This is a genomic window from Ignavibacteria bacterium (assembly GCA_025612375.1).
In the GTDB taxonomy this organism is placed as follows: domain Bacteria; phylum Bacteroidota; class Ignavibacteria; order Ignavibacteriales; family SURF-24; genus JAAXKN01.
Map to the genome: position 1 here is coordinate 1 of JAAXKN010000027.1, position 18,779 is coordinate 18,779.

Sequence of the window (18,779 nt, forward strand, 5' to 3'; positions counted from 1 at the left end):
AACTTTTTATTTACCTGCAAAAAATTCAGGGGAACTTGACTTTGCACATTTCCTGATCCCCCTTGGGGCAGTGCCGCTCCAGGGCCCGGTGAAGTGAATATCGGCTTTGTTTTTGAGAGCAAAATATTATATCATAATTATAAGGAGCTGCACTGTCCGATCTTTTGAACTTGATCTGTTGACAAATGTAAAATATCTTTTTAGTACCTGAGTGGAAGTACAAAATATGTTTAACATGCTGTAAAACTTCAAAATGAGATGGAGAGAAAAATGAAACGGATAATATTTATACTGGTAATTATTCTGGCAGCATCCGTAAGTCTGCAGGCGCAGGTTTCAACTGCGCAGGTAACCGGGCACGTATATGATGAGAATAAGGCACCTTTGCCTGGAGTAACAATTGTCCTGTTTAACCCGGCAACAAACCGTACAACAGGAACAATGACCAACGAAAGAGGGCTTTATAACTTAGTTGGAATTCAGCCGGGAAGATATCAGTTATCAGCTACATTTATAGGATATCACAAAACAACCTCAAACATTCAGCTGACTGTGGGGCAAAATGCAGTAGTTGACTTCAATATGGTCCCCTCCTCAGTTCAGTTAGCTCAGGTGGATGTTGTTTCGAACGCTCCAAAGTTTGAGCTGTCAAAGTCCGACATTTCAACTACCGTAAGAGCAGAACAGATAATGCAGCTGCCTGCCGAGTCGCGTAACGTGCTTAACCTTGCGGGCTTGTCGCCGGGAGTAAAATCATACTCGCCTGTCGGAGGGCAGACACTTCCTTCGGCCGGAGCAGTATCTTCATAAAATTTCTTAAATCTTTATGTTAACGGAGTTGAATGGAAAAGCCTTTACAACGGAAATATCGTAGGCCTGGGTCAGACCGGTTCCCCGCTGGCGCAGGACGCTATACAGGAGTTCAAGGTGGTTCTTAACGCTTATGACGCCGAATATACCAGAGGCGGCTCATTTATTATTTCGGCAATTACCAAAAGGGGCTCAAACGACCTTAGGCTGACAACTTTCGGAACATTCCAGAATAATTCTTTCCTTGCACGCGGACCTTTCCAGCAAACAGTGCCTGACTATAACCGCCAGCAGGCAGGAATTTCAATCTCAGGCCCCATCGTCAGGGATCAGACATTCTATGCCGTAACTTACGAATTGCAGAACATTAACAACTTCCTTGACGTCATTCCGGGCCAGCCTAAATTTAATCCTGGGCTCTGGTCGGGCTATGCCGGATCCTTTAAGTCGCCCAGAGTAAACCATATAGGTTCAGTTGCTTTAACACACTATCTCGATCAGGATAACGTGCTCGACCTGAACTGGAACACGAGATACACAGACGCCAAGTTCTACTTCGGCGGCAACGTGGCCTATCAGGCAGGACTGCATGGTACGTACAAGGTAAATGACATTTCCTTAAGACATACACACATGTTCACCCCAAAGGTGATGAATGAACTTACTCTGCAGTACCTGGCATGGAGGCATGATGAACCAACCATGTCATCGGGACCGGCCTATATTTATCCAAGCATCCAGCTTGGACGAGGCGATTTCCCGATCCAGCTGAAGGAAGACCACTACGGCCTTATTGACAGGTTTACCTATATGACAGGCGATCATGTTTTTAAGGCTGGTATTGAAGCTAAAAATATACATGCGGCACCCTGGTTCCCGTACTACGCCCAGGGACAGTTTAACTTCACAACCGACACGAGCAGACTTCCCTATCAGGCTTTAATAGGCATAGGTACTACAAATCCAAATTCAACTGATGATGCCAGGGGCAAGACCAGCGGCTGGGCCCTGGGAGCCTTTATTCAGGACAGGTGGGAATTGTCAGGACGCCTGACCATCAACTACGGCGTACGCTGGGATGGTGAGGTGAATATGCTTAACAACGATTACACAGTGCCGTGGGTTAATGACACCGCCATTGTAAACCATGTTCCGTCAAATTATCTCAACCGCGGCAACCGCAAAAACTCGCTGAACAATATAAGTCCCCGCTTCAGCTTTAACTACGATCTGTTTGACAATAACCTGACATTCTTAAGAGGCGGTGCGGGCCTCTTCTACGACAGAACCGTCGGCTACTTGGGATACTTTGAGTGGCTGTACTCCAACTGGAAAATTTATACAATACAGAACCCCACGACAACTGACGTCAATGCACTCAAGCAGCAGATCTTAAGCGGAACAGGCTCGGCAAAGCCTGACCTTTACCTGGTTGACATAAACATGGACGTTCCCAGGATTTTCAACTGGTCTGTCGGCCTCAGCCATCAGCTCAGTGAAAACTTCGCCGTCTCGGCCGACTACGTCTGGAAGCATTACGACCGTATCTATAAGTCGTATAACGCAAACTACTATATACCAAGCCTGAAAACCAGGGCAATCAGCAATAATTTCGGGAATATGGATCTTTATTCAAGCATGGGCAAGGCTGAGTACTACGGCATTCTGTCGACCTTTACCTTCCGCAGAGGCGAAGTATTTGCACAGCTGGCTTATACACTCTCCTGGACGTACTCTCAGAACGATGCCAACAGCTACGTGCTGAAATCCTTATACTACATGCAGAGGAGCAACCTGGATGAACGCCACCGCTTCGTCCTCAATTTCTCGTATGACTTCCCGCTTGGAATTCAGTTCGGCGGCATATTTACTCTCGCCAGCCCGACACCTTTTACAAGGTATATCGGACAGGATATAAATAACGACAACAGCTTTACCGATGACTGGATAAACGGTCAGCGCTGGGATATCAAGGACCCCGCAAAAATCAGGAACTGGTATAAAATGCTGGACGTAAGGCTTTCAAAATACTTTGACTTTACCGAGACCTTCAGACTGGGAATTATGTTCGAAGCTTACAACGTGGGCAACTGGTTTAATTCTTCCGGTTACTTCGGAAGAATAGAGGATGCAAGCGGTAATCCCCTCTTGAACTATGGAACGCCGTCAGGCACATATATGCCCAGATCCATGCAGCTTGGTTTCAGGTTGTATTACTAATATCTGTCATTAAAAAGGCGCCCTGAAGAAGGGCGCCTTTTTTTATAACCTCATATCTCTAAACAGGGAGCATCACTTATGCAGCCGGTCCGATTGCGGAAGTTACTTGCACTCATTATAGTTTTCTGCTGCCTTAAGGCGGAAGTTCCCGCCCAAAGGCCTCTTCCGTTTGAGACGATTGAGTCAATTAAAACCACTTCTGCGGCCGTGTGGGATAAAAACGGCGACACGCTTTATTTTACCTCCTCAAACCGGCTTTTAAGCTACAGCATCAAAAAAGGGCTTCAGAAGGAATTTCCTATTAAAGACAGTCTTTCAGGTGAGCCAAGAGTTTCTTCTGACGGGAAAAGCCTCGGCGTGCAGTGCGGAAGTAAGGAAGTCTGCATTATTAACTTAAGCGACGGCTCAGTTTCAAAAAAAGCCTCAGGGGAGCTCACTTCAAGATGGGACATATTGCCCGACGGAAGCGATATTGCCTTCGGAGGACATGGCTTCATATGGTCCAGAGTCTCAGTAAAAGGCCAGCAGGCACACGTTAAAATCTCACCCGGGATGTTCGGCCAAAATGAGCTCTATATTGATGACCATAAAGTCCTTACCGAAGAAGGGATCGTTTGGATATTTTCACCCTATGGTAGCCCCGTGGAGTGGTCACCTGACGGAATGAGGCTTTATTTCCTCTCGGCAAAGACAGGATGGACAAAAATCTGGAGCATGAGATATGACGGCACAGATATCCGTCAGGAAACTTTCGGAGAGGGCGACGACAGGGACTTCAGGGTACTAAAAAACGGCTCCCTTATATTCGTTTCAAACAGGAATAAAAAAATGGAGTGGTCTCTCTGGCAGAAGACACCGAAAGGAAAAGCAAAACTCCTTTACGGCCAAGACTGCATGATCAGGGGGATAAACCTTTCACCAGACGAGAAAAAAGTGACATTTCTATATTCCACACCCGTTTTCCCCGAAGAGCTCTTTATCTTTGATATGGCCTCAGGAAAGACACTGAAGATAACGCACAATGCGCCGGAGGGGCTCAAAGGCCTTATATTTCCACGGATCGTAAAATACCGCTCCGGAAGCCGTGAGATAGAAGGGATGCTTTTTATTCCGGATACTGCCAGAGGAGTTCAGACGCTTCCTGCCATTGTCCTTCTTCACGGCGGCCCTTCGATGCACGACGGACTCTCCTGGAGCGGCATGCGCCAGTACCTGGCAGCGCGCGGCTACGCAGTCTTTGACATAAACTACACAGGAAGTGCGGGCTATGGAAAAACATTCGAGGAATCCGACCGCTACAGAATTGGCATTGAGGATTGCGACGACGTTGCCAATGCAGCCTTTTACCTGGCCTCACTGCCTGAGATAAGTAAAAACAGAATTGGCGTTACAGGCAGCTCCTATGGAGGCTATCTTACAAACCTTGTAATTGGACGCTACCCTGAAGTTTTTGCCGCAGCCGTGGACTGGTTCGGCATTACCGACTGGAGGACTATATGGGTTCCAAGGCTTCACCCGGTAGTAAGAAACTTCTTCCGCGACCGCCTTGGCGACAGCCTGGAGCACAAGGACCTCTACAGAATCTCAAGCCCGGTAACATATTCGAAGGCAATAAGGACGCCTTTAATGATAGTTCACGGGGATTCGGATTTTGTAGTGCCCTTCAGGCAGTCAGTTGAGTTTTATGATTCCTTAAGGGCAAACGGTAAGACCGTTGAGTTCATAAAATATTCAAAAGAAGGCCACGGCTGGGAAAGAAAAGAAACAAGGCTGGATGCATTAAACAAAATGACAGGCTGGTTTGACAGGTACTTAAAGAAAGAGTAATAAAAAGAGCTCCCGCATTGCGCCCTGTTATTTCTCAGGCAGAAAAAAAGATGTCAGGAATATTGGGTCCCTGACATCTTTTTTTTATTCTTACTTGTATAGCAGGTACTTTGATCTTATCTTTTTGAAATCCGCCAGCTCTTTCTGCCACGATTTAATTATATCTTCGGGACTCTTTCCCCCGTCAAGCATCGTTCTAAGGCGGGCGGTTCCGGCAAGCTGGTCAATTGCTTTTGTTCTCCATTTAAGGCTGTCGGCTCCTGTCGTCTTAAATGCCCAGAGAAGATATACTCCTGCTTCAACAGGCATAAAACTCTTCCTGTCCTTTACGCTTAAGTAAACTCCCCTGCACACCTTAGCGTTAAATTTTGGAGGCCTTGCGTTATTGGGAAGAAGCTTCGGCGTAAACTCAACGGCCTTAAAGTCCGCCCCTTTTATCTTTTTATTTTTCAGCAGCTGTGACACCTTATTCCCGTCTGCCCAGGGAGCTCCTATATACTGGAAGGGCCTGTCTGTTCCCCTGCCTTCTGAAATATTGACGCCCTCAAAAAAGCACGTTCCGGGATATACCTCCGCGGTTTCAAGTACAGGCAGGTTTGGTGATGTCTTAACCCACTTAAGTCCCGTCTCATCATACCACATGTTTCTTTTCCACCCTTCCATTTTAACTACCGTCAGGTTAGCCTTGCGGCCCCCGGAGAGCATATGTTCGCCGTTATAAAGCTCAGCCAGTTCACCAACGGTCATTCCATGCTGCACCGGGATCCTGCCGAAGGCAACAAAAGAATGAAGCGAATCGTCTGTTAAAAAGCCGTCCACATGCACTCCTGTTATAGGATTCGGGCGGTCAAGCACAATAACCGGTATGTTGTTCTCTGCTGCTGCTTCCATTATGTGGCCGAGCGTGGAGATATAGGTATAGAACCTGGCCCCGACGTCCTGTATGTCATAGATCAGTACCTCAACCCCTTTTAGCATCTCGGGCGAAGGCTTGTAGGTCTTGCCGTAGAGTGAGTAAGCAGGAACGCCGGTCTTTTTATCCACCGCGTTTTCAACCGCCCCTGTTGTGTCGCCTCTTACGCCGTGCTCGGGGCCAAAGAGTGCAATAAGCTTTACGTCCTTGTTTTCATGCAGAGCATCTGCAATATGACGTCCGTCTGAAAGCAGTCCTGTATGGTTTGTAACCAGGCCGATCTTTTTACCCTTAATTAAATTAAAGTACTTGGTAAAAAGCAGGTCATCTCCCGTTTTAACCTTTGCTGTCTGCGCCGTTGCAAGTGTACCAAAAAGGAAAAAGAACAGAACAAAAAATATTTTTTTCATCAGAATATCCTCTTGTCATTAAAATGATTTAGTTACTCATTATCTGTTTTTGTGTTTCTAATAAGCAGAAGACAATTTCCAACGGGCCTTTCCCCTTCCTTGTCTGAAGGGCGGTTAACGACATTACCATCAATAACCATTGTGGTCGAGCCGCCGCCGTCTAGATTAAGCCCGTTATAGATACCTTCAGAAATCATTAGGTCGGCGAACTCTTTAAGTGTAGCGCCGCTGCTCGATTCCTGGCGTCCGTCTACTGTAATAAAATATATGGTCAGGCTGTCGCTTGAAAAGCCTATGCCGGTTCTGGGATGTTTAACCCTGGAGAATTTAGGGAATGTCCCCTCAACGCTGTCAGCCTCATCTGCCAGATTCATTCCATTGCGCACGATCTGAGGCCACCCGCCTGTAACTGTGCGGATTCCTTTATAGTAGGGATTAAGCCTTACTATTACTTTTATTGTATCACCATACTTAACGCCGTTCTGAAGCAACTGGGCAAGGCTTCCTGTTGCCGTAAGAATGGATTTACCTTTTGTAATGGTATGCCTGCCTCCTAAAAGAACGCTGCTGGAAGCAACACACAAAAAAGTATCCGATTGTGTTACTACCGGTGTCAGTTCAACTTCAGCTTCATTTATATTCACTTTGGCCTCGGGCGTTTCATCCCCCTCATAAAAGTTATAGAGAGTGAAAGAATTGCTGTCGGCAGCGGAATTTATGCGCGTGATGCTCCTTTTGCTTCCGCCCGGCAGAATAACTTCGCCTGAAAAGCTGAACTTCTCAATGAGGGGCTTCTTGTCGTATGTAAATGCAAACTGCGAATGGATTTTATGTGAAGGATCAAACGGGGAATCGGTAACACGGACAGCCTTTAAGAACTGCCCTTCAATAACCATGTTGCTTTCCACTTCACCGGTTTTCATGTTGAAGAAGTCGGCATTTACGGCAGCCAGGATCTCATGCGTGCTGTCCTGGAATCTTGAGGCTATGTGGCTGGTTTTTTCCCTTCCCAAAAGCCTGTCATGAGCCTTAGCCGCCCTTATGTAATAATCCCCCTGCCTTAAATCGGCTTTAAGCAGGTTGATTGACAGTGTATCCTGCGCCCTGTAGATTTTTGAATAAGTAACGCCTGGGGCAATCTCCTCGGTAATGAGGGAATCTTTCAGCTGTGCCGTTAGGGTACAGCTTAGGCTGAAAAGAATAATAATTAGTGCGGTCAGTCTGGAAATCCGGTTCATATTCTCCATAATTTTCCCTCAAAGCTGATATATGAATTTACAAAGATTACGCTAAAAATTCATATAATAATGGAGGTGAAAGCTATAAAGAAAGCAGACCGGCTTAAAATTTAAGAAGGAAGCCTGTTAAGGGGGACACCATTTCCCTGAAGCTCTCCCCTTTATAGATCACCTGCTCAAGGAAAAGTCCTGACGGGGGAGCAGTATATTTTGCAGGCTCCTGCGAATGGCTTTTAAGGAAGTGCATGATGTCTTTTTCCGACATATTGCCGCGGCCTACTTCAACTAAAATGCCTACCATCCTTCTTACCATTTTCCAGAGGAAATGAGACCCCTGGATGCGGATTAAAATAAGGTCGCCCTCTTCTTTCAGCCGTATACTTTCTATCAGGACCTTGGTGGATTTTTCCAGCTTGTCGTCGTCTGAAAATGAGCGGAAGTCCTTCATGCCCAAAAAGAGTTTTGAGGCATTTTCCATCGCCTTAAAGTTCAGTTTGTCCTTAATCCACCACACGTAGGGTTTGCCGAAGGCGGTTCTTCTTTTAGAAATCTGGTAGATGTAGCTTCTGCTTTCAGCATCGTGACGGGCATGAAATTTCGGGTGTGTTTTTTCCACTTCCAGTATATTAATGTCGTGCGGGAGCTTGTCATTAAATTTCATCCTGATGATCTCAGGGGCAAGCATTGTTCTAGCCTCAAGGTGTGCCACCTGGCACAAGGCATGCACACCGCTGTCGGTTCTGCCCGAGCCCTGTATGTCTACTTTTTCTTCCTTGAAGATCTTCTCTGCAACATCCAGAAGCGTGCCCTGGACTGTACGGCTCTGCTTCTGCACCTGCCATCCGCTGTAGCGTGTACCGTCGTACTCGAGGTATATCTTAAATCGCGCCATCTTATTCTTAAACAATATCCTTTCTTTTAGGTAAGAAGCAGTTTATTTAACTGTCGTCAGGTTTTCAAATCTCCTTCCGCCCATAAATCTTTTGTTGTAGTATTCGGTACCAAGTGAGGAGACCATTACGCCCTGACGGCTTGAAGAATGTGCAAAAAGGTTATCGCCAAGGTAGATGCCTACGTGTCCCGGTCGGACCCTGCGGCGGGTATTGAAGAAAATGAGGTCGCCGAACTTAAGCTGCGACATGTCGTCAATTTGCTCTCCCTGCTGAAACTGCTCGCGCGCCGTGCGGGGAAGCTCATAGGAAAATGTATTACCGTATACGGTTCTGGTAAAAGCCGAGCAGTCGATGCCCTTGCTTGTAACGCCGCCAAACTTATATGGAGTATCCAGGTACTTAATGATCTCCATAATAATCTTTTCTTTGAGGTTAATCGAGTCGCTCGGTTCAGCGTACTGGTTGCCCGAGACATACTTTTCCACCAGCTGGGAAACACTGATGACGTCTTTTTCAGTAGGAAGGTCCTCACCATCCTCCTCGTCTGAAACATTGTCAAAAGAGTTATCAAGCGTATCGTCTTCTGCCATCTGGTTCTCAGGAGAAAAGCGCGGAGTGCTTGGAGACTTTTTCTTATTAGAAGAAGTTTTCGTGGAAGACTTCTTCTTGGAAGAATTTTTCTTTTTGCTTTTTTTGGTAGTCAGGGTAGACTTATGCTTTTTTCCCGATTTATATCTCTGAGCGTAAGAAGAAGGGGAACAGCCTACTACAAAAGCAAGTATGGTCCCCAGTAGCAATATTTTAAATAATTTTTCTATAATCATTAGCCAAAAGTAAACAATTCAACCTAAATATGCACGTAAATTTTTACTTCTGGAGGCATGTCTGAGTCTTCTGATGGCCTTTTCTTTAATCTGGCGCACTCTTTCGCGCGTAAGGTTAAATTTTTCCCCTATTTCTTCGAGCGTAAGAGAATGCTCCTTATTCAGTCCAAAATATAGTTTTATAACCTCAGCTTCCCTGTCTGTAAGGGTTGAAAGAGCCCGTTCAATTTCATTTTTAAGAGATTCCGACATCAGATTAAAGTCAGGTGAAGGCTGCTGGTCGTTCTGTATTACGTCCAGCAGTCGGTTTTCCTCTCCCTGCAGGAATGGTGCATCCATGGATACATGGCGCCCCGAGATCTTAAGCGTATCGGATACCTCGCTTATGTCCATGCTCAGTTCCTGTGCAAGTTCTGTTGCACTCGGTTCCCTTTCAAATTCCTGCTCGAGGTTACTGTAAGCCTTGCCTATTTTGTTTAAGGCACCAACCCTGTTCAAAGGAAGCCTGACGATTCTCGACTGTTCGGCCAGCGCCTGTAGAATGGACTGGCGGATCCACCAGACAGCATAGGAAATAAACTTAAAGCCCCTGGTTTCATCAAAGCGCTTTGCGGCTTTTATGAGCCCAAGATTTCCTTCATTGATCAAATCACCTAAAGACAGCCCCTGGTTCTGATACTGTTTGGCAACGCTGACCACAAAGCGGAGGTTAGCCTTAACAAGCCTTTCCAAAGCTACGGGGTCCTCGTTCTTGATGCTGACAGCAAGATCAATTTCTTCGTCGGGAGTTAATAGATCTACTTTTCCAATTTCCTGCAAATATTTATCGAGAGACTGGCTCTCCCGATTGGTATATTGCTTTGTAATCTTCACTTTAACTCTCCTTACTTAGTGATCTAAATTTATATAGTCAACTATTCCCACAATAGATGCATCCACAGGAGCCATGTCCACATCCATTGGAATAACAGCCTCGCTGGCCGTTATGTAATAGATGATTTCACCCGGTCCTGCACCTATTGTATCGATAGCTATAATTGGCTCACCTGTTTTTTCCAGCTTTCCGTTCAATGGCTGAACAAACTGCATCTTATAGCTGGTAAGCGTACTATATTTTTTAGTAGCCCATATTGTGCCGATCACTTTTCCAAGAAGCATCTTCAGGCGCTCTCTTTTTCGCCCTGCCCTGAGTGTTCTTTTACGGAAATGTCGAGCTTATCGACTATTGCCATAATTACTGCATCGACAGGCTTGTTTTTTGTGAATGTGGTCTGGCGTGCAGAACTTCCCATTGCAGCCAGTACAACCTCGCCTATACCCGCACCAACACTATCGACAGCAACCACAAAGTTACTTTTCTCGGTATAATCCAGATTCAGTTCTCTTACGATCAGAAATTTTGCACCAACGAGGTTCTCGTCTTTTCTTGTTGACCAGACCGTTCCGATTACCCTGCCTAAAATCAATTTGACCTCATGCTAATTTGGATTACAGATAAAAGTTTCAGTTTATTTTTTTTGGGCTATGATTTTTCCTGTCACTAATCAGAATTTACAGAAGTATTTTTGTCCTTATATTCGAACTTTCCGGACAAATTATTTAGCAATATACCATTTACAGTAAGTAAAGATAAAATGGGGAACTGTAACCCCCGCAGCCTTTTTCAAGCTAATTTATCTTTTAGAAAATGAAAAAGCAAGCAGAGATGTGCTTTTTCCGCTTAATTTTCAAAGAAAACTTGTCCCTTTAAGGGAATTATCGACTCTGAAGAAACTGGCCGCGCTCTGCGCCACGTCGGAAAACGTCTCTCTGATTCCTAAATTTATGCCCTCTTTCCCCTTCCTGTAGAAGAGCAAAGGAACATACTCTCTTGTGTGGTCGGTACTGACATCCGTGGGATCATTGCCGTGATCAGATGTAATTATGAGGCAGTCCGACTCATCAAGATTAGAAAGTATTCCGGGCAGTTCACCGTCAAATTCCCTGAGCGCCTTAAAGAAGCCCGCGGGATCGTTCCTGTGGCCGTAGTAAACGTCAAAATCTACCAGGTTGGCAAATATAAGGCTGTCTTTGGCCTTCAGTGTATATTCCTGAAGCTTCCGGATCCCTTCCAGGTTCGATTTTGTTTTTTCAATAACCTTAATGCCGCGGTAATTAAAAAGATCGTTTATCTTTCCGATTGCAACCGTAGTAATGCCGCTATGACTTAAGACGTCCAGAATGGTGTCACTTTCAGGATCGAGTGAGTAATCCTTCCGGTTTGTCGTCCTTGTATAGTTACCGCTTTCACCGATAAAGGGCCTGGCAATTACCCTTCCGGCAGAATCTTTTCCTGTCAGGACCTCATTACGCGTTATTTTGCATATCTCATAAAGCCTCTCGAGCGGGATTACACTTTCATGTGCTGCAATCTGGAATACTGAATCTGCTGAGGTATAAACAATTGGGAATCCCGTCTTTACGTGCTCGTCGCCAAGCTCCTTAATGATCTCTGTTCCGGAGGCCGGTTTATTGCCGAGCACCCCTTTTAAGCCCGTTGCCTTAAGGAATCTTTGAATCAGTTCTTCTGGAAAACCTTCAGGGTAGTAAGGAAAGTCGAATTCAACCTTTATGCCGCCAATTTCCCAGTGTCCTGTCGTTGAATCCTTGCCGTTTGAAACCTCGTTCATTTTTCCATAAGAAGCCATGGGTTTTTCTACCCTGCTTACTCCCTTTATATCGGTAATGTTGCCGAGGCCCATGGCCTCAAGGTTCGGCAGATTTAAACCGCCAACAGCCCTGGCCATATTTGCAAGAGTATTACTGCCCGTATCGTTATACTTTCCGGCATCGGGCAATTCGCCTGCACCGATCCCGTCAAGAACTATAATTACGAAATTATTCATAATAAACGGTTTAGTTATAAAAGCCTTAAAGCTTAGTTAATGTTTCTTACCGTATTGCCGCCCTTTTCCAAAGCCTTCTTTAAGGCCAGGTCGGCATTCTGGAGTACTTCTTCGGCACTGGTTTTATTGAATGTGGCTGCAACACCGATTGAAACCGTGAATGTCGTCTGCTTTGAAACCACGGCTATCGGCTTGCGTGCAATTTTAACCCTCAATTTTTCAGCCCACAGAAAAACATCTTTTGTCGTAGTGTTGAAGAAATAGACTCCAAAAACTCTTTCCGAGATCCTCCCGAGCAGGTTTGTTGCATTGGTCTCCTCTGAGATCGTCTGTGCAACGGACTTGAGCACCTTGGGGAAGGGATTGCCCTCAAAGAGCGATTCCTGCTCAAGGAAATCATCAATGTATACCAGAACAATTGCGCCCGGGATGTTCAGGCTCAGTGACTTCTGCAGGTCTGCATTCAGCCTTTCTATAAATGTATCTCTGTTCAGAGTTTTTGTTTCAATATCAACCGAAAGAAGTTTCTTCAGGACCGACTGTGCCGAGAACGAGTAAACAATAAAAGCAATAATTCTGGCGGTATTTCTCATGAAGTGTACGTCGGCATTGGTGTATGCGTTTTTCTTCAGGCTTTCAAAACACAGCACACCATAGCTCTGGTTGTCGTAGACGAGAGGGATTGCCATAAAGGATCCGTCGAATGAGACATCTTCGCTTTTGGAGAAGCGTATGAATCCTGAGGATGAGGTATCATCTATTTTAACCGGCATGCCGTTAACAATTGACTTGCCTACAAGCGTTCCGTTTAATTCAACCTCAAGGTTTTCACCAATGTATTTTAGAGAAGTGTTGTTGACAATCTTAACTGACTTGAACTTCTGTTCCATTGGCTTAAAGAAAACAAAAGTAAAAGCGTCCCACTGCAGAAGATTCTTTAATGATCCTTCCAGGGACTTAAAAAGCTCTTCTTCGTTGCTGAAGAATTTATCCTCGTTGAGGAGTCCGAGAAGCCCGTTGAGTTTCTTTTCAGCAAGCGAGTCGCTGTACTTCTCGTCAAAAAGCGCAATTACAATGGAGATGACGCGGACGAATCTTCCGAGCGAGTAAACGGTCTCGATTCCGAAGGCATCTCCCACCTTTGAATCCAGGGCCAGAATTCCGGCCAGGTTCTTGCCGTAGTAAAGAGGCACACCAACAAAGCTTTTAATTCCCTGCACAGATGAATAATATCTTATTACGTCCGCCTCAGCCGTAGGTGTAATTTCCGTCAGGATTTCAGGCTCTTCCTTCTGGACAATTTTACTTAAAATGTCGTCTTCCAGGTCGAACTTTCTCTGTGTAATGTCGGTTGAGCTTGAAACGAAGCGTTCCAGTGTAAGCTTTTCTTTCTTCTTATTGTACCAGAAGAAGACAGCCGTATGCGCCAGATAGGCTTCCTTTATAATTGTAAGAATTTTTTCGAGCAGAAAAGAGAACTGTTCGTCGTGCCCCAGGTTTGCCGGGAAAGCCTCATTTGCAATCTTAACAAAATTTTCTTTCAGGTCAGGCGGCTTAAAGAAGTTCTTCTTCCCTGCGTGAAGTTCAGGCACATAGGTCTCAGCCGTAATTACTTCAACGTTTTTCGTTCCGGAAATAATTGTAATAGCTTCACCGTCATCGGGAGCATAGGTGGGAGGTTCAATTGTAATATTGGGAGCCGGATAGGTTTCTTCACCTCTTACGGAATCCCTCAGGAATATAATAAAACCGACATAAATTACGATCAGCAGTATTGTGATCCCCTTGAATAAAGGATCATCAACAAAGAATAAAAGAAGAGCCAGCAGTGGTATAACTGAAAAAATTAGTATTCTTTTCTTTAGTTTATCTAGTGCCATCGTAACAGTGTCTCTATATAATGATTTTATGATAATATACCGGACTAAATATAAATTTAGATTTTAAAAATAGCAACAATAAATCTATTTTTTCTCCAAATCTGAAAGTCTTTCCATTATTTCCCTGTGCCCTGTATTATTCAGGGCAGAATAAAACATTAAGGTTTCACCCGGGACGAGTTCGGGGAAGGTCTTTAGAGCCTCGCGTTTTGCCTTTGCAAGTTCAGACTGATTGAGTTTATCCGACTTGTTGAGAAGAACTATATAAGGGATTGAGTTTTCCTTAAGGTAGCTGTTTAGGGCCTTGTCCAGAGCTGTTGGTGTGTGGCGGCTGTCGATAAGGTGAATGGCAAGAAGAATGTTCCTTCCCAAAGAGAAGTATCCTTCCATAATTTTCTGCCAGTAATTTCTTTCCTCCTTGCTTACCTTTGCGTAGCCGTAGCCCGGAAGGTCGACCATATAGAAAGAATTGCCTACCTGGTAATAATTAAGCGAGCGTGTCTTGCCTGGCACAGAACTGGTCTTTGCGAGGTTTTTCCTGTTGAAGAGTGAGTTAATAAATGAGGATTTGCCAACGTTGGACCTTCCGCAGAGTATCACCTCTGGAAGATTTGCCGATGGCAGTTTCTGGATGGAAAAAGCCGCTGTTATAAATTCTATTTTATTTAGCATAATAAAAAAAGAGTAACCTTTTTAAGGGTTACTCTTTTATATAGTTCAAAAGTAATTATTATTTCGATTCTTCAATTACTTTAGCGTCCTCAACCTCAGCCTGCTCTTTGGCAGCTTTTTTAGCTTCTTTGCGCTCAGTTTTCTGTTCCTGCTTTGCAGAAGCCTTCTGGTTGGCAACTTCGTTAAAGTCGACCAGTTCGAGGATAGCCATTTCGGCAGCATCGCCAAGGCGTCTTCCGAGTTTTACAACTCTTGTGTATCCGCCCGGTCTGTCGGCAATCTTAGGAACGATTTCACCAAAGAGTTCCTTAACAACATCAGCGTCGTTAATGAATCTGGCGATATGTCTGCGTGCGTGCAGTGTATCCTGTTTAGCCTTAGTAATTAAAGATTCAGCAAATGTTCTGGTTTCTTTAGCTTTAGCAACAGTCGTTTTAATTCTTTTATGTTTAAACAAAGCAGTTGATAAAGATTTCAGTGTTGCATTTCGATGACTGGCAGTTCTACCAAGTTTTCTACCTTTATTGTTATGTCTCATTACTAAACCTTTTAATGTTGAAAATCCGCCTTTGAGCGGCAAAATTAACTGTTATCGTTTTTATCATTTAGGTATTTATCTACATCCATTCCGAATTCCAGGCCGAAGTTATCGACTATTTCAATAAGTTCAGCAAGAGATTTTCTTCCGAAATTTCTGAATTTCAGCATTTCGTTTTCATCTCTGCGCACGAGCTCAGCCAGGTTCTTAATGTTTGCGGCTTTCAGACAGTTATGAGAGCGGACGCTCAGTTCAAGGTCGTCAACACTAGTAGTTAATATCTTCCTGATCCTTTCTCTTTCAGCATCCTGTTCACTTACAACTTTTTCTTCTTCCTGCTCAACATCGAAGTTAATGAACAGTTGAACATGATCTCTTAATATTTTACCGGAATTTGTAAGAGCATCTTCCGGAGTTATGGAACCATCAGTTGTGATTTCCAGAGTCAGCTTTTCGTAATCGTTCTTCTCTCCGATTCTGACATTCTCAACATCATACCTAACATTTTTAATCGGTGTAAATATTGAATCAATAGGAATCAGGCCAATAGACTGATCCGGAATTGAATGCTCGCTGGAAGGGATATAACCCTTTCCTGTACCGAAACGGATCTCCATTCCGAACTTTGCTTCCTTGTTAAGTGTAGCAATGTGCAGATCGGGATTTAAGATCTCTATGTCAGAGGAATTCTTCTGCAAATCGGCAGCCGTAAAATTATATGGCCCCTGGAATGATATTTCCAATTTGTTGGTTTTCTTGTTAAGAATTTTCATTCTTACCTGCTTGAGGTTGAGAACGATCTCTGTCACGTCTTCAACAACTCCAGGTATGGTAGAAAATTCATGCAACACACCATCTATTTTTATTGCCGTTATTGCTGCTCCCGTTAAGGAAGAAAGCAATACTCTTCTTAAAGAATTTCCGAGAGTTACGCCAAAACCTCTTTCTAAAGGCTGTACTGTAAATCTTCCAAAAGTGTTGGTATATGTAGATTCATCCAGCACAACAGATTCGGGCATTTTTAAATAAGGGAAACTCATTTATAATCCTCTTTTATAATTTATACTTTACGTACTTATCTAATTTTACTTAGAGTACAGTTCAACGATCAGCTGTTCGTTTGCATTCAACGGAACTTCAGCTCTTTCCGGAACCTGGAGGAAAGTGCCTGTAAGGGCAGCTTTATCCACAGACAGCCAGGAATAAACGTTGTCCTTTGTCCTCTTAAGTGAATCGTGAATAATATCGAGTTTTTTGCTCTTTTCACGTAATTTAACTACATCTCCGGGAGAAAGCAACAACGAAGGAATATCCACGATCTGATCGTTGATCAGAAAATGCCTGTGCCTGATAAGCTGGCGTGCAGCTTTTCTTGAAGGCGCAAATCCGAGTCTGTAGACCACGTTATCGAATCTTCTTTCAATAAGTTTCACCAGGTTTTCGCCGGTAATGCCTTTTTGCTTGTTAGCGTTTTCAAAATAGTTGTTGAACTGAGTTTCAAGCAGGCCGTAAATCCTTTTTACCTTCTGTTTTTCTCTAAGCTGAACACCGTATTCTGAAAATTTAGCTCTTCTTGATAAACCATGCTGTCCCGGAGGATAATTCTTCTTCTCAACGGTGCATTTTTCGGAAAAACATTTAGCTCCCTTTAAGAACAATTTCTGTTTTTCTCTTCTGCATAATTTACAAGCAGCTCCAATATATCTTGCCATCTAAAGTTTCTCCAATAAATTAAACTCTTCTTTTCTTAGGTGGACGACACCCGTTATGAGGTATCGGGGTAATGTCTTTTATAGAAATAATTTCAATACCCGCAGTATTTAAGGCACGAATAGCAGCTTCTCTACCGGCACCAGGACCTTTTACATAAACGTCAATCTTCCTTAAACCTAAGTCATATGCTTCTTTAGCTGCTGCTTCAGCGGAAACCTGAGCTGCATAGGGCGTATTTTTTCTGGATCCCTTAAAGCCGTTTTTACCCGCCGAAGACCATGAAATAGTATTGCCATAGATATCAGTTAAAGTAACGATCACATTATTGAATGTAGCTTTAATGTGGGCAACACCTACCGCATCTACATGAACTCTTTTTTTAGTCTTTTTAACTACTTTAGCCAAGTCTTATTTCTCCTTTTTTTCAAACATTATTTCTTAGCTGGGGTTTTCTTCTTTCCTGCTACTGTTCTGCGCTTACCTTTCCTGGTTCTTGAATTCGTGCGCGTCCGCTGACCTCTAACAGGAAGACCTCTGCGGTGTCTTAAACCACGGTAAGATCCAATGTCCATCAAGCGTTTGATGTTCTGCTGAACTTCACTTTTCAATGCACCTTCAACCTTATAGTCGTTGGTCATAATTGATCTGATCTCAGCAACTTCTTCTTCTGTTAGATCACCGATCTTCTTATCAGCATTTACTTTTGCTTTTTCTAAGATGGATAAAGCAGTATGCTGGCCTACACCGAAAATGTAAGTCAAGCCGATGTAGGCTTTTTTATTCTTTGGTAAATCGATACCTGCAATACGAGCCAAACTCTAGCCTCCTAATTTTCTTTTTAACCTTGGCGCTGTTTGTGTTTCGGGTTCTTGCAAATAACCCTAACGGTGCCTTTACGTTTTATGATTTTACAATTATCACATATTTTTTTAACTGATGCCCTAACCTTCATTATAGCTCCGCTATTTATATCTGTAAGTTATTCTTCCTTTATTCAGGTCGTACGGAGATAATTCTATAGCTACCTTATCCCCAACCAGAATTTTAATAAAGTGCATTCTCATTTTTCCTGAAATATGTGCCAGTATTTCGTGCCCGTTATCAAGCTTAACTCTGAAATGGGCGTTTGGCAATGTTTCAGTAACAATACCGTCTACTTTTATAGGACCCTGTTTTGACATATTTTTTTCAACAAACTGTAAGAATTTCTGGTTTACCGCCGTCAATAGCCACTGTGTGCTCAAAATGTGCCGATGGTGAGGCGTCATAAGTCAGAATCGTCCATCCATCATCAGCCATCCTAACACTGTATTTTCCGTAATTGACCATTGGTTCAATTGCAATTGTCATTCCGTTTTTGAGCAGGGCTCCTGTTCCTCTTTTACCGAAATTCGGAATTGAAGGATCTTCATGCAGATACTTCCCTACTCCATGCCCGCACAGATCTCTTACAATAGAGAACCCGTTTTCTTCAACATATTTCTGTACGGCAAAAGAAATATCGTGAATCCTGTTGCCTTCTACGGCCTGTTCAATTCCTTCGTATAAGGATTTTTCTGTTATATCCATTAGTCTCTGCTTCTCAGCAGAAATCTCTCCTACGGCTACGGTCAAAGCCGCATCTCCAAAATATCTGTTCTTTACGACACCGCAATCCAGAGAGATGATTTCACCTTCGTTAAGTACTCTGCCGCCCGGTATTCCGTGAACAACTTCATCGTCAACCGAGGCACAGATACATCCAGGAAACTTGAATGAGCCCGCCTGGGAATACCCCTTAAAAGCTGATTTCCCCCCCTGGCTCTGTATGTAATCATCGGCAATACGGTCTAGTTCCAAAGTTGTAATGCCGGGTTTTACATACCTTTTGAGAAGCTGCAGTGTTTCAGCAACAATTTTACAGCTCTCACGAATATAATCAATTTCCTTCTTAGTTTTTACATAAATCACAATAAA

The 18,779-nt window shown here is 43.9% G+C and carries 21 protein-coding genes; 3 read left to right on the forward strand and 18 right to left on the reverse strand.

Annotated elements, in window-relative coordinates; genetic code table 11:
- The first annotated feature begins 270 nt into the window (after positions 1 to 270).
- From HF312_14680 to HF312_14690, 3 genes are all read left to right on the forward strand, one after another.
- The gene (locus HF312_14680) at positions 271 to 810 is read left to right on the forward strand and encodes a carboxypeptidase regulatory-like domain-containing protein (protein MCU7521465.1); all 540 of its coding nucleotides are present in this window, start codon (positions 271 to 273) and stop codon (positions 808 to 810) included.
- Positions 811 to 927: 117 nt separating this feature from the next.
- The gene (locus HF312_14685) at positions 928 to 3,030 is read left to right on the forward strand and encodes a TonB-dependent receptor (GenBank protein ID MCU7521466.1); all 2,103 of its coding nucleotides are present in this window, start codon (positions 928 to 930) and stop codon (positions 3,028 to 3,030) included.
- A 93-nt stretch (positions 3,031 to 3,123) separates the two neighbouring features.
- Positions 3,124 to 4,857 (forward strand): S9 family peptidase, encoded by a 1,734-nt coding sequence (locus HF312_14690; GenBank protein MCU7521467.1) that lies wholly within the window; start codon positions 3,124 to 3,126, stop codon positions 4,855 to 4,857.
- A gap of 90 nt (positions 4,858 to 4,947) precedes the next feature.
- On the opposite strand, the gene HF312_14695 is transcribed toward HF312_14690, so the two are convergent.
- The 18 genes from HF312_14695 to map form a co-directional block, all read right to left on the reverse strand.
- The gene (locus tag HF312_14695; protein MCU7521468.1) at positions 4,948 to 6,180 is read right to left on the reverse strand and encodes a DUF1343 domain-containing protein; all 1,233 of its coding nucleotides are present in this window, start codon (positions 6,178 to 6,180) and stop codon (positions 4,948 to 4,950) included.
- A gap of 32 nt (positions 6,181 to 6,212) precedes the next feature.
- On the reverse strand, positions 6,213 to 7,427 hold the full coding sequence (locus HF312_14700) for a phosphodiester glycosidase family protein (protein ID MCU7521469.1): 1,215 nt from the start codon (positions 7,425 to 7,427) through the stop codon (positions 6,213 to 6,215).
- Positions 7,428 to 7,521: 94 nt separating this feature from the next.
- Positions 7,522 to 8,310 (reverse strand): tRNA pseudouridine(38-40) synthase TruA, encoded by a 789-nt coding sequence (truA, locus tag HF312_14705; GenBank protein MCU7521470.1) that lies wholly within the window; start codon positions 8,308 to 8,310, stop codon positions 7,522 to 7,524.
- A 42-nt stretch (positions 8,311 to 8,352) separates the two neighbouring features.
- Entirely contained in the window at positions 8,353 to 8,901 is a 549-nt protein-coding gene (locus HF312_14710) for a C40 family peptidase (protein ID MCU7521471.1), read from the reverse strand.
- A gap of 252 nt (positions 8,902 to 9,153) precedes the next feature.
- Positions 9,154 to 10,008, reverse strand: a complete 855-nt coding sequence (locus tag HF312_14715; protein ID MCU7521472.1) for a sigma-70 family RNA polymerase sigma factor — start codon at positions 10,006 to 10,008, stop codon at positions 9,154 to 9,156.
- 15 nt (positions 10,009 to 10,023) lie between these two features.
- The gene (locus HF312_14720) at positions 10,024 to 10,293 is read right to left on the reverse strand and encodes a EutN/CcmL family microcompartment protein (protein ID MCU7521473.1); all 270 of its coding nucleotides are present in this window, start codon (positions 10,291 to 10,293) and stop codon (positions 10,024 to 10,026) included.
- A gap of 2 nt (positions 10,294 to 10,295) precedes the next feature.
- Positions 10,296 to 10,601 (reverse strand): EutN/CcmL family microcompartment protein, encoded by a 306-nt coding sequence (locus HF312_14725; GenBank protein ID MCU7521474.1) that lies wholly within the window; start codon positions 10,599 to 10,601, stop codon positions 10,296 to 10,298.
- A 261-nt stretch (positions 10,602 to 10,862) separates the two neighbouring features.
- A complete protein-coding gene (locus HF312_14730) occupies positions 10,863 to 12,020 on the reverse strand; it encodes a phosphopentomutase (protein MCU7521475.1) in 1,158 nt (385 codons plus the stop codon).
- A gap of 32 nt (positions 12,021 to 12,052) precedes the next feature.
- The gene (locus tag HF312_14735) at positions 12,053 to 13,900 is read right to left on the reverse strand and encodes a GAF domain-containing protein (protein MCU7521476.1); all 1,848 of its coding nucleotides are present in this window, start codon (positions 13,898 to 13,900) and stop codon (positions 12,053 to 12,055) included.
- An 84-nt stretch (positions 13,901 to 13,984) separates the two neighbouring features.
- Positions 13,985 to 14,572 carry a YihA family ribosome biogenesis GTP-binding protein gene (locus tag HF312_14740; GenBank protein MCU7521477.1) on the reverse strand — a complete coding sequence of 196 codons (588 nt, stop codon included), beginning with the start codon at positions 14,570 to 14,572 and terminating at the stop codon, positions 13,985 to 13,987.
- A gap of 58 nt (positions 14,573 to 14,630) precedes the next feature.
- Positions 14,631 to 15,110 (reverse strand): 50S ribosomal protein L17, encoded by a 480-nt coding sequence (gene rplQ / locus HF312_14745; GenBank protein ID MCU7521478.1) that lies wholly within the window; start codon positions 15,108 to 15,110, stop codon positions 14,631 to 14,633.
- 44 nt (positions 15,111 to 15,154) lie between these two features.
- A complete protein-coding gene (locus HF312_14750; GenBank protein MCU7521479.1) occupies positions 15,155 to 16,150 on the reverse strand; it encodes a DNA-directed RNA polymerase subunit alpha in 996 nt (331 codons plus the stop codon).
- Positions 16,151 to 16,195: 45 nt separating this feature from the next.
- A complete protein-coding gene (rpsD, locus tag HF312_14755; protein ID MCU7521480.1) occupies positions 16,196 to 16,822 on the reverse strand; it encodes a 30S ribosomal protein S4 in 627 nt (208 codons plus the stop codon).
- A 19-nt stretch (positions 16,823 to 16,841) separates the two neighbouring features.
- Positions 16,842 to 17,228: a 30S ribosomal protein S11 gene (gene rpsK / locus HF312_14760; protein MCU7521481.1), complete on the reverse strand. Its 387-nt coding sequence runs from the start codon at positions 17,226 to 17,228 to the stop codon at positions 16,842 to 16,844.
- A 26-nt stretch (positions 17,229 to 17,254) separates the two neighbouring features.
- Positions 17,255 to 17,638 (reverse strand): 30S ribosomal protein S13, encoded by a 384-nt coding sequence (gene rpsM / locus HF312_14765; GenBank protein MCU7521482.1) that lies wholly within the window; start codon positions 17,636 to 17,638, stop codon positions 17,255 to 17,257.
- Between the two features lie 23 nt (positions 17,639 to 17,661).
- A complete protein-coding gene (gene rpmJ / locus HF312_14770; protein ID MCU7521483.1) occupies positions 17,662 to 17,775 on the reverse strand; it encodes a 50S ribosomal protein L36 in 114 nt (37 codons plus the stop codon).
- 10 nt (positions 17,776 to 17,785) lie between these two features.
- Entirely contained in the window at positions 17,786 to 18,004 is a 219-nt protein-coding gene (gene infA / locus HF312_14775) for a translation initiation factor IF-1 (GenBank protein MCU7521484.1), read from the reverse strand.
- Positions 18,005 to 18,011: 7 nt separating this feature from the next.
- Complete coding sequence (map, locus tag HF312_14780) at positions 18,012 to 18,773, reverse strand: type I methionyl aminopeptidase (GenBank protein MCU7521485.1); 762 nt, start codon at positions 18,771 to 18,773, stop codon at positions 18,012 to 18,014.
- Positions 18,774 to 18,779 lie beyond the last annotated feature (6 nt).

Excerpts from the sequence above, each read along its gene's own strand:
- HF312_14680 (MCU7521465.1), top strand. The coding sequence starts at position 271 with ATGAAACGGATAATATTTATACTGGTAATTATTCTGGCAGCATCCGTA.
- HF312_14695 (MCU7521468.1), bottom strand. The coding sequence starts at position 6,180 with ATGAAAAAAATATTTTTTGTTCTGTTCTTTTTCCTTTTTGGTACACTT.
- HF312_14700 (MCU7521469.1), bottom strand. The coding sequence starts at position 7,427 with ATGGAGAATATGAACCGGATTTCCAGACTGACCGCACTAATTATTATT.
- truA (MCU7521470.1), bottom strand. The coding sequence starts at position 8,310 with ATGGCGCGATTTAAGATATACCTCGAGTACGACGGTACACGCTACAGC.
- HF312_14710 (MCU7521471.1), bottom strand. The coding sequence starts at position 8,901 with ATGGCAGAAGACGATACGCTTGATAACTCTTTTGACAATGTTTCAGAC.
- HF312_14720 (MCU7521473.1), bottom strand. The coding sequence starts at position 10,293 with ATGCTTCTTGGAAAAGTGATCGGCACAATATGGGCTACTAAAAAATAT.
- HF312_14730 (MCU7521475.1), bottom strand. The coding sequence starts at position 12,020 with ATGAATAATTTCGTAATTATAGTTCTTGACGGGATCGGTGCAGGCGAA.
- HF312_14735 (MCU7521476.1), bottom strand. The coding sequence starts at position 13,900 with ATGGCACTAGATAAACTAAAGAAAAGAATACTAATTTTTTCAGTTATA.
- HF312_14740 (MCU7521477.1), bottom strand. The coding sequence starts at position 14,572 with ATGCTAAATAAAATAGAATTTATAACAGCGGCTTTTTCCATCCAGAAA.
- rplQ (MCU7521478.1), bottom strand. The coding sequence starts at position 15,110 with ATGAGACATAACAATAAAGGTAGAAAACTTGGTAGAACTGCCAGTCAT.
- HF312_14750 (MCU7521479.1), bottom strand. The coding sequence starts at position 16,150 with ATGAGTTTCCCTTATTTAAAAATGCCCGAATCTGTTGTGCTGGATGAA.
- rpsD (MCU7521480.1), bottom strand. The coding sequence starts at position 16,822 with ATGGCAAGATATATTGGAGCTGCTTGTAAATTATGCAGAAGAGAAAAA.
- rpmJ (MCU7521483.1), bottom strand. The coding sequence starts at position 17,775 with ATGAAGGTTAGGGCATCAGTTAAAAAAATATGTGATAATTGTAAAATC.
- infA (MCU7521484.1), bottom strand. The coding sequence starts at position 18,004 with ATGTCAAAACAGGGTCCTATAAAAGTAGACGGTATTGTTACTGAAACA.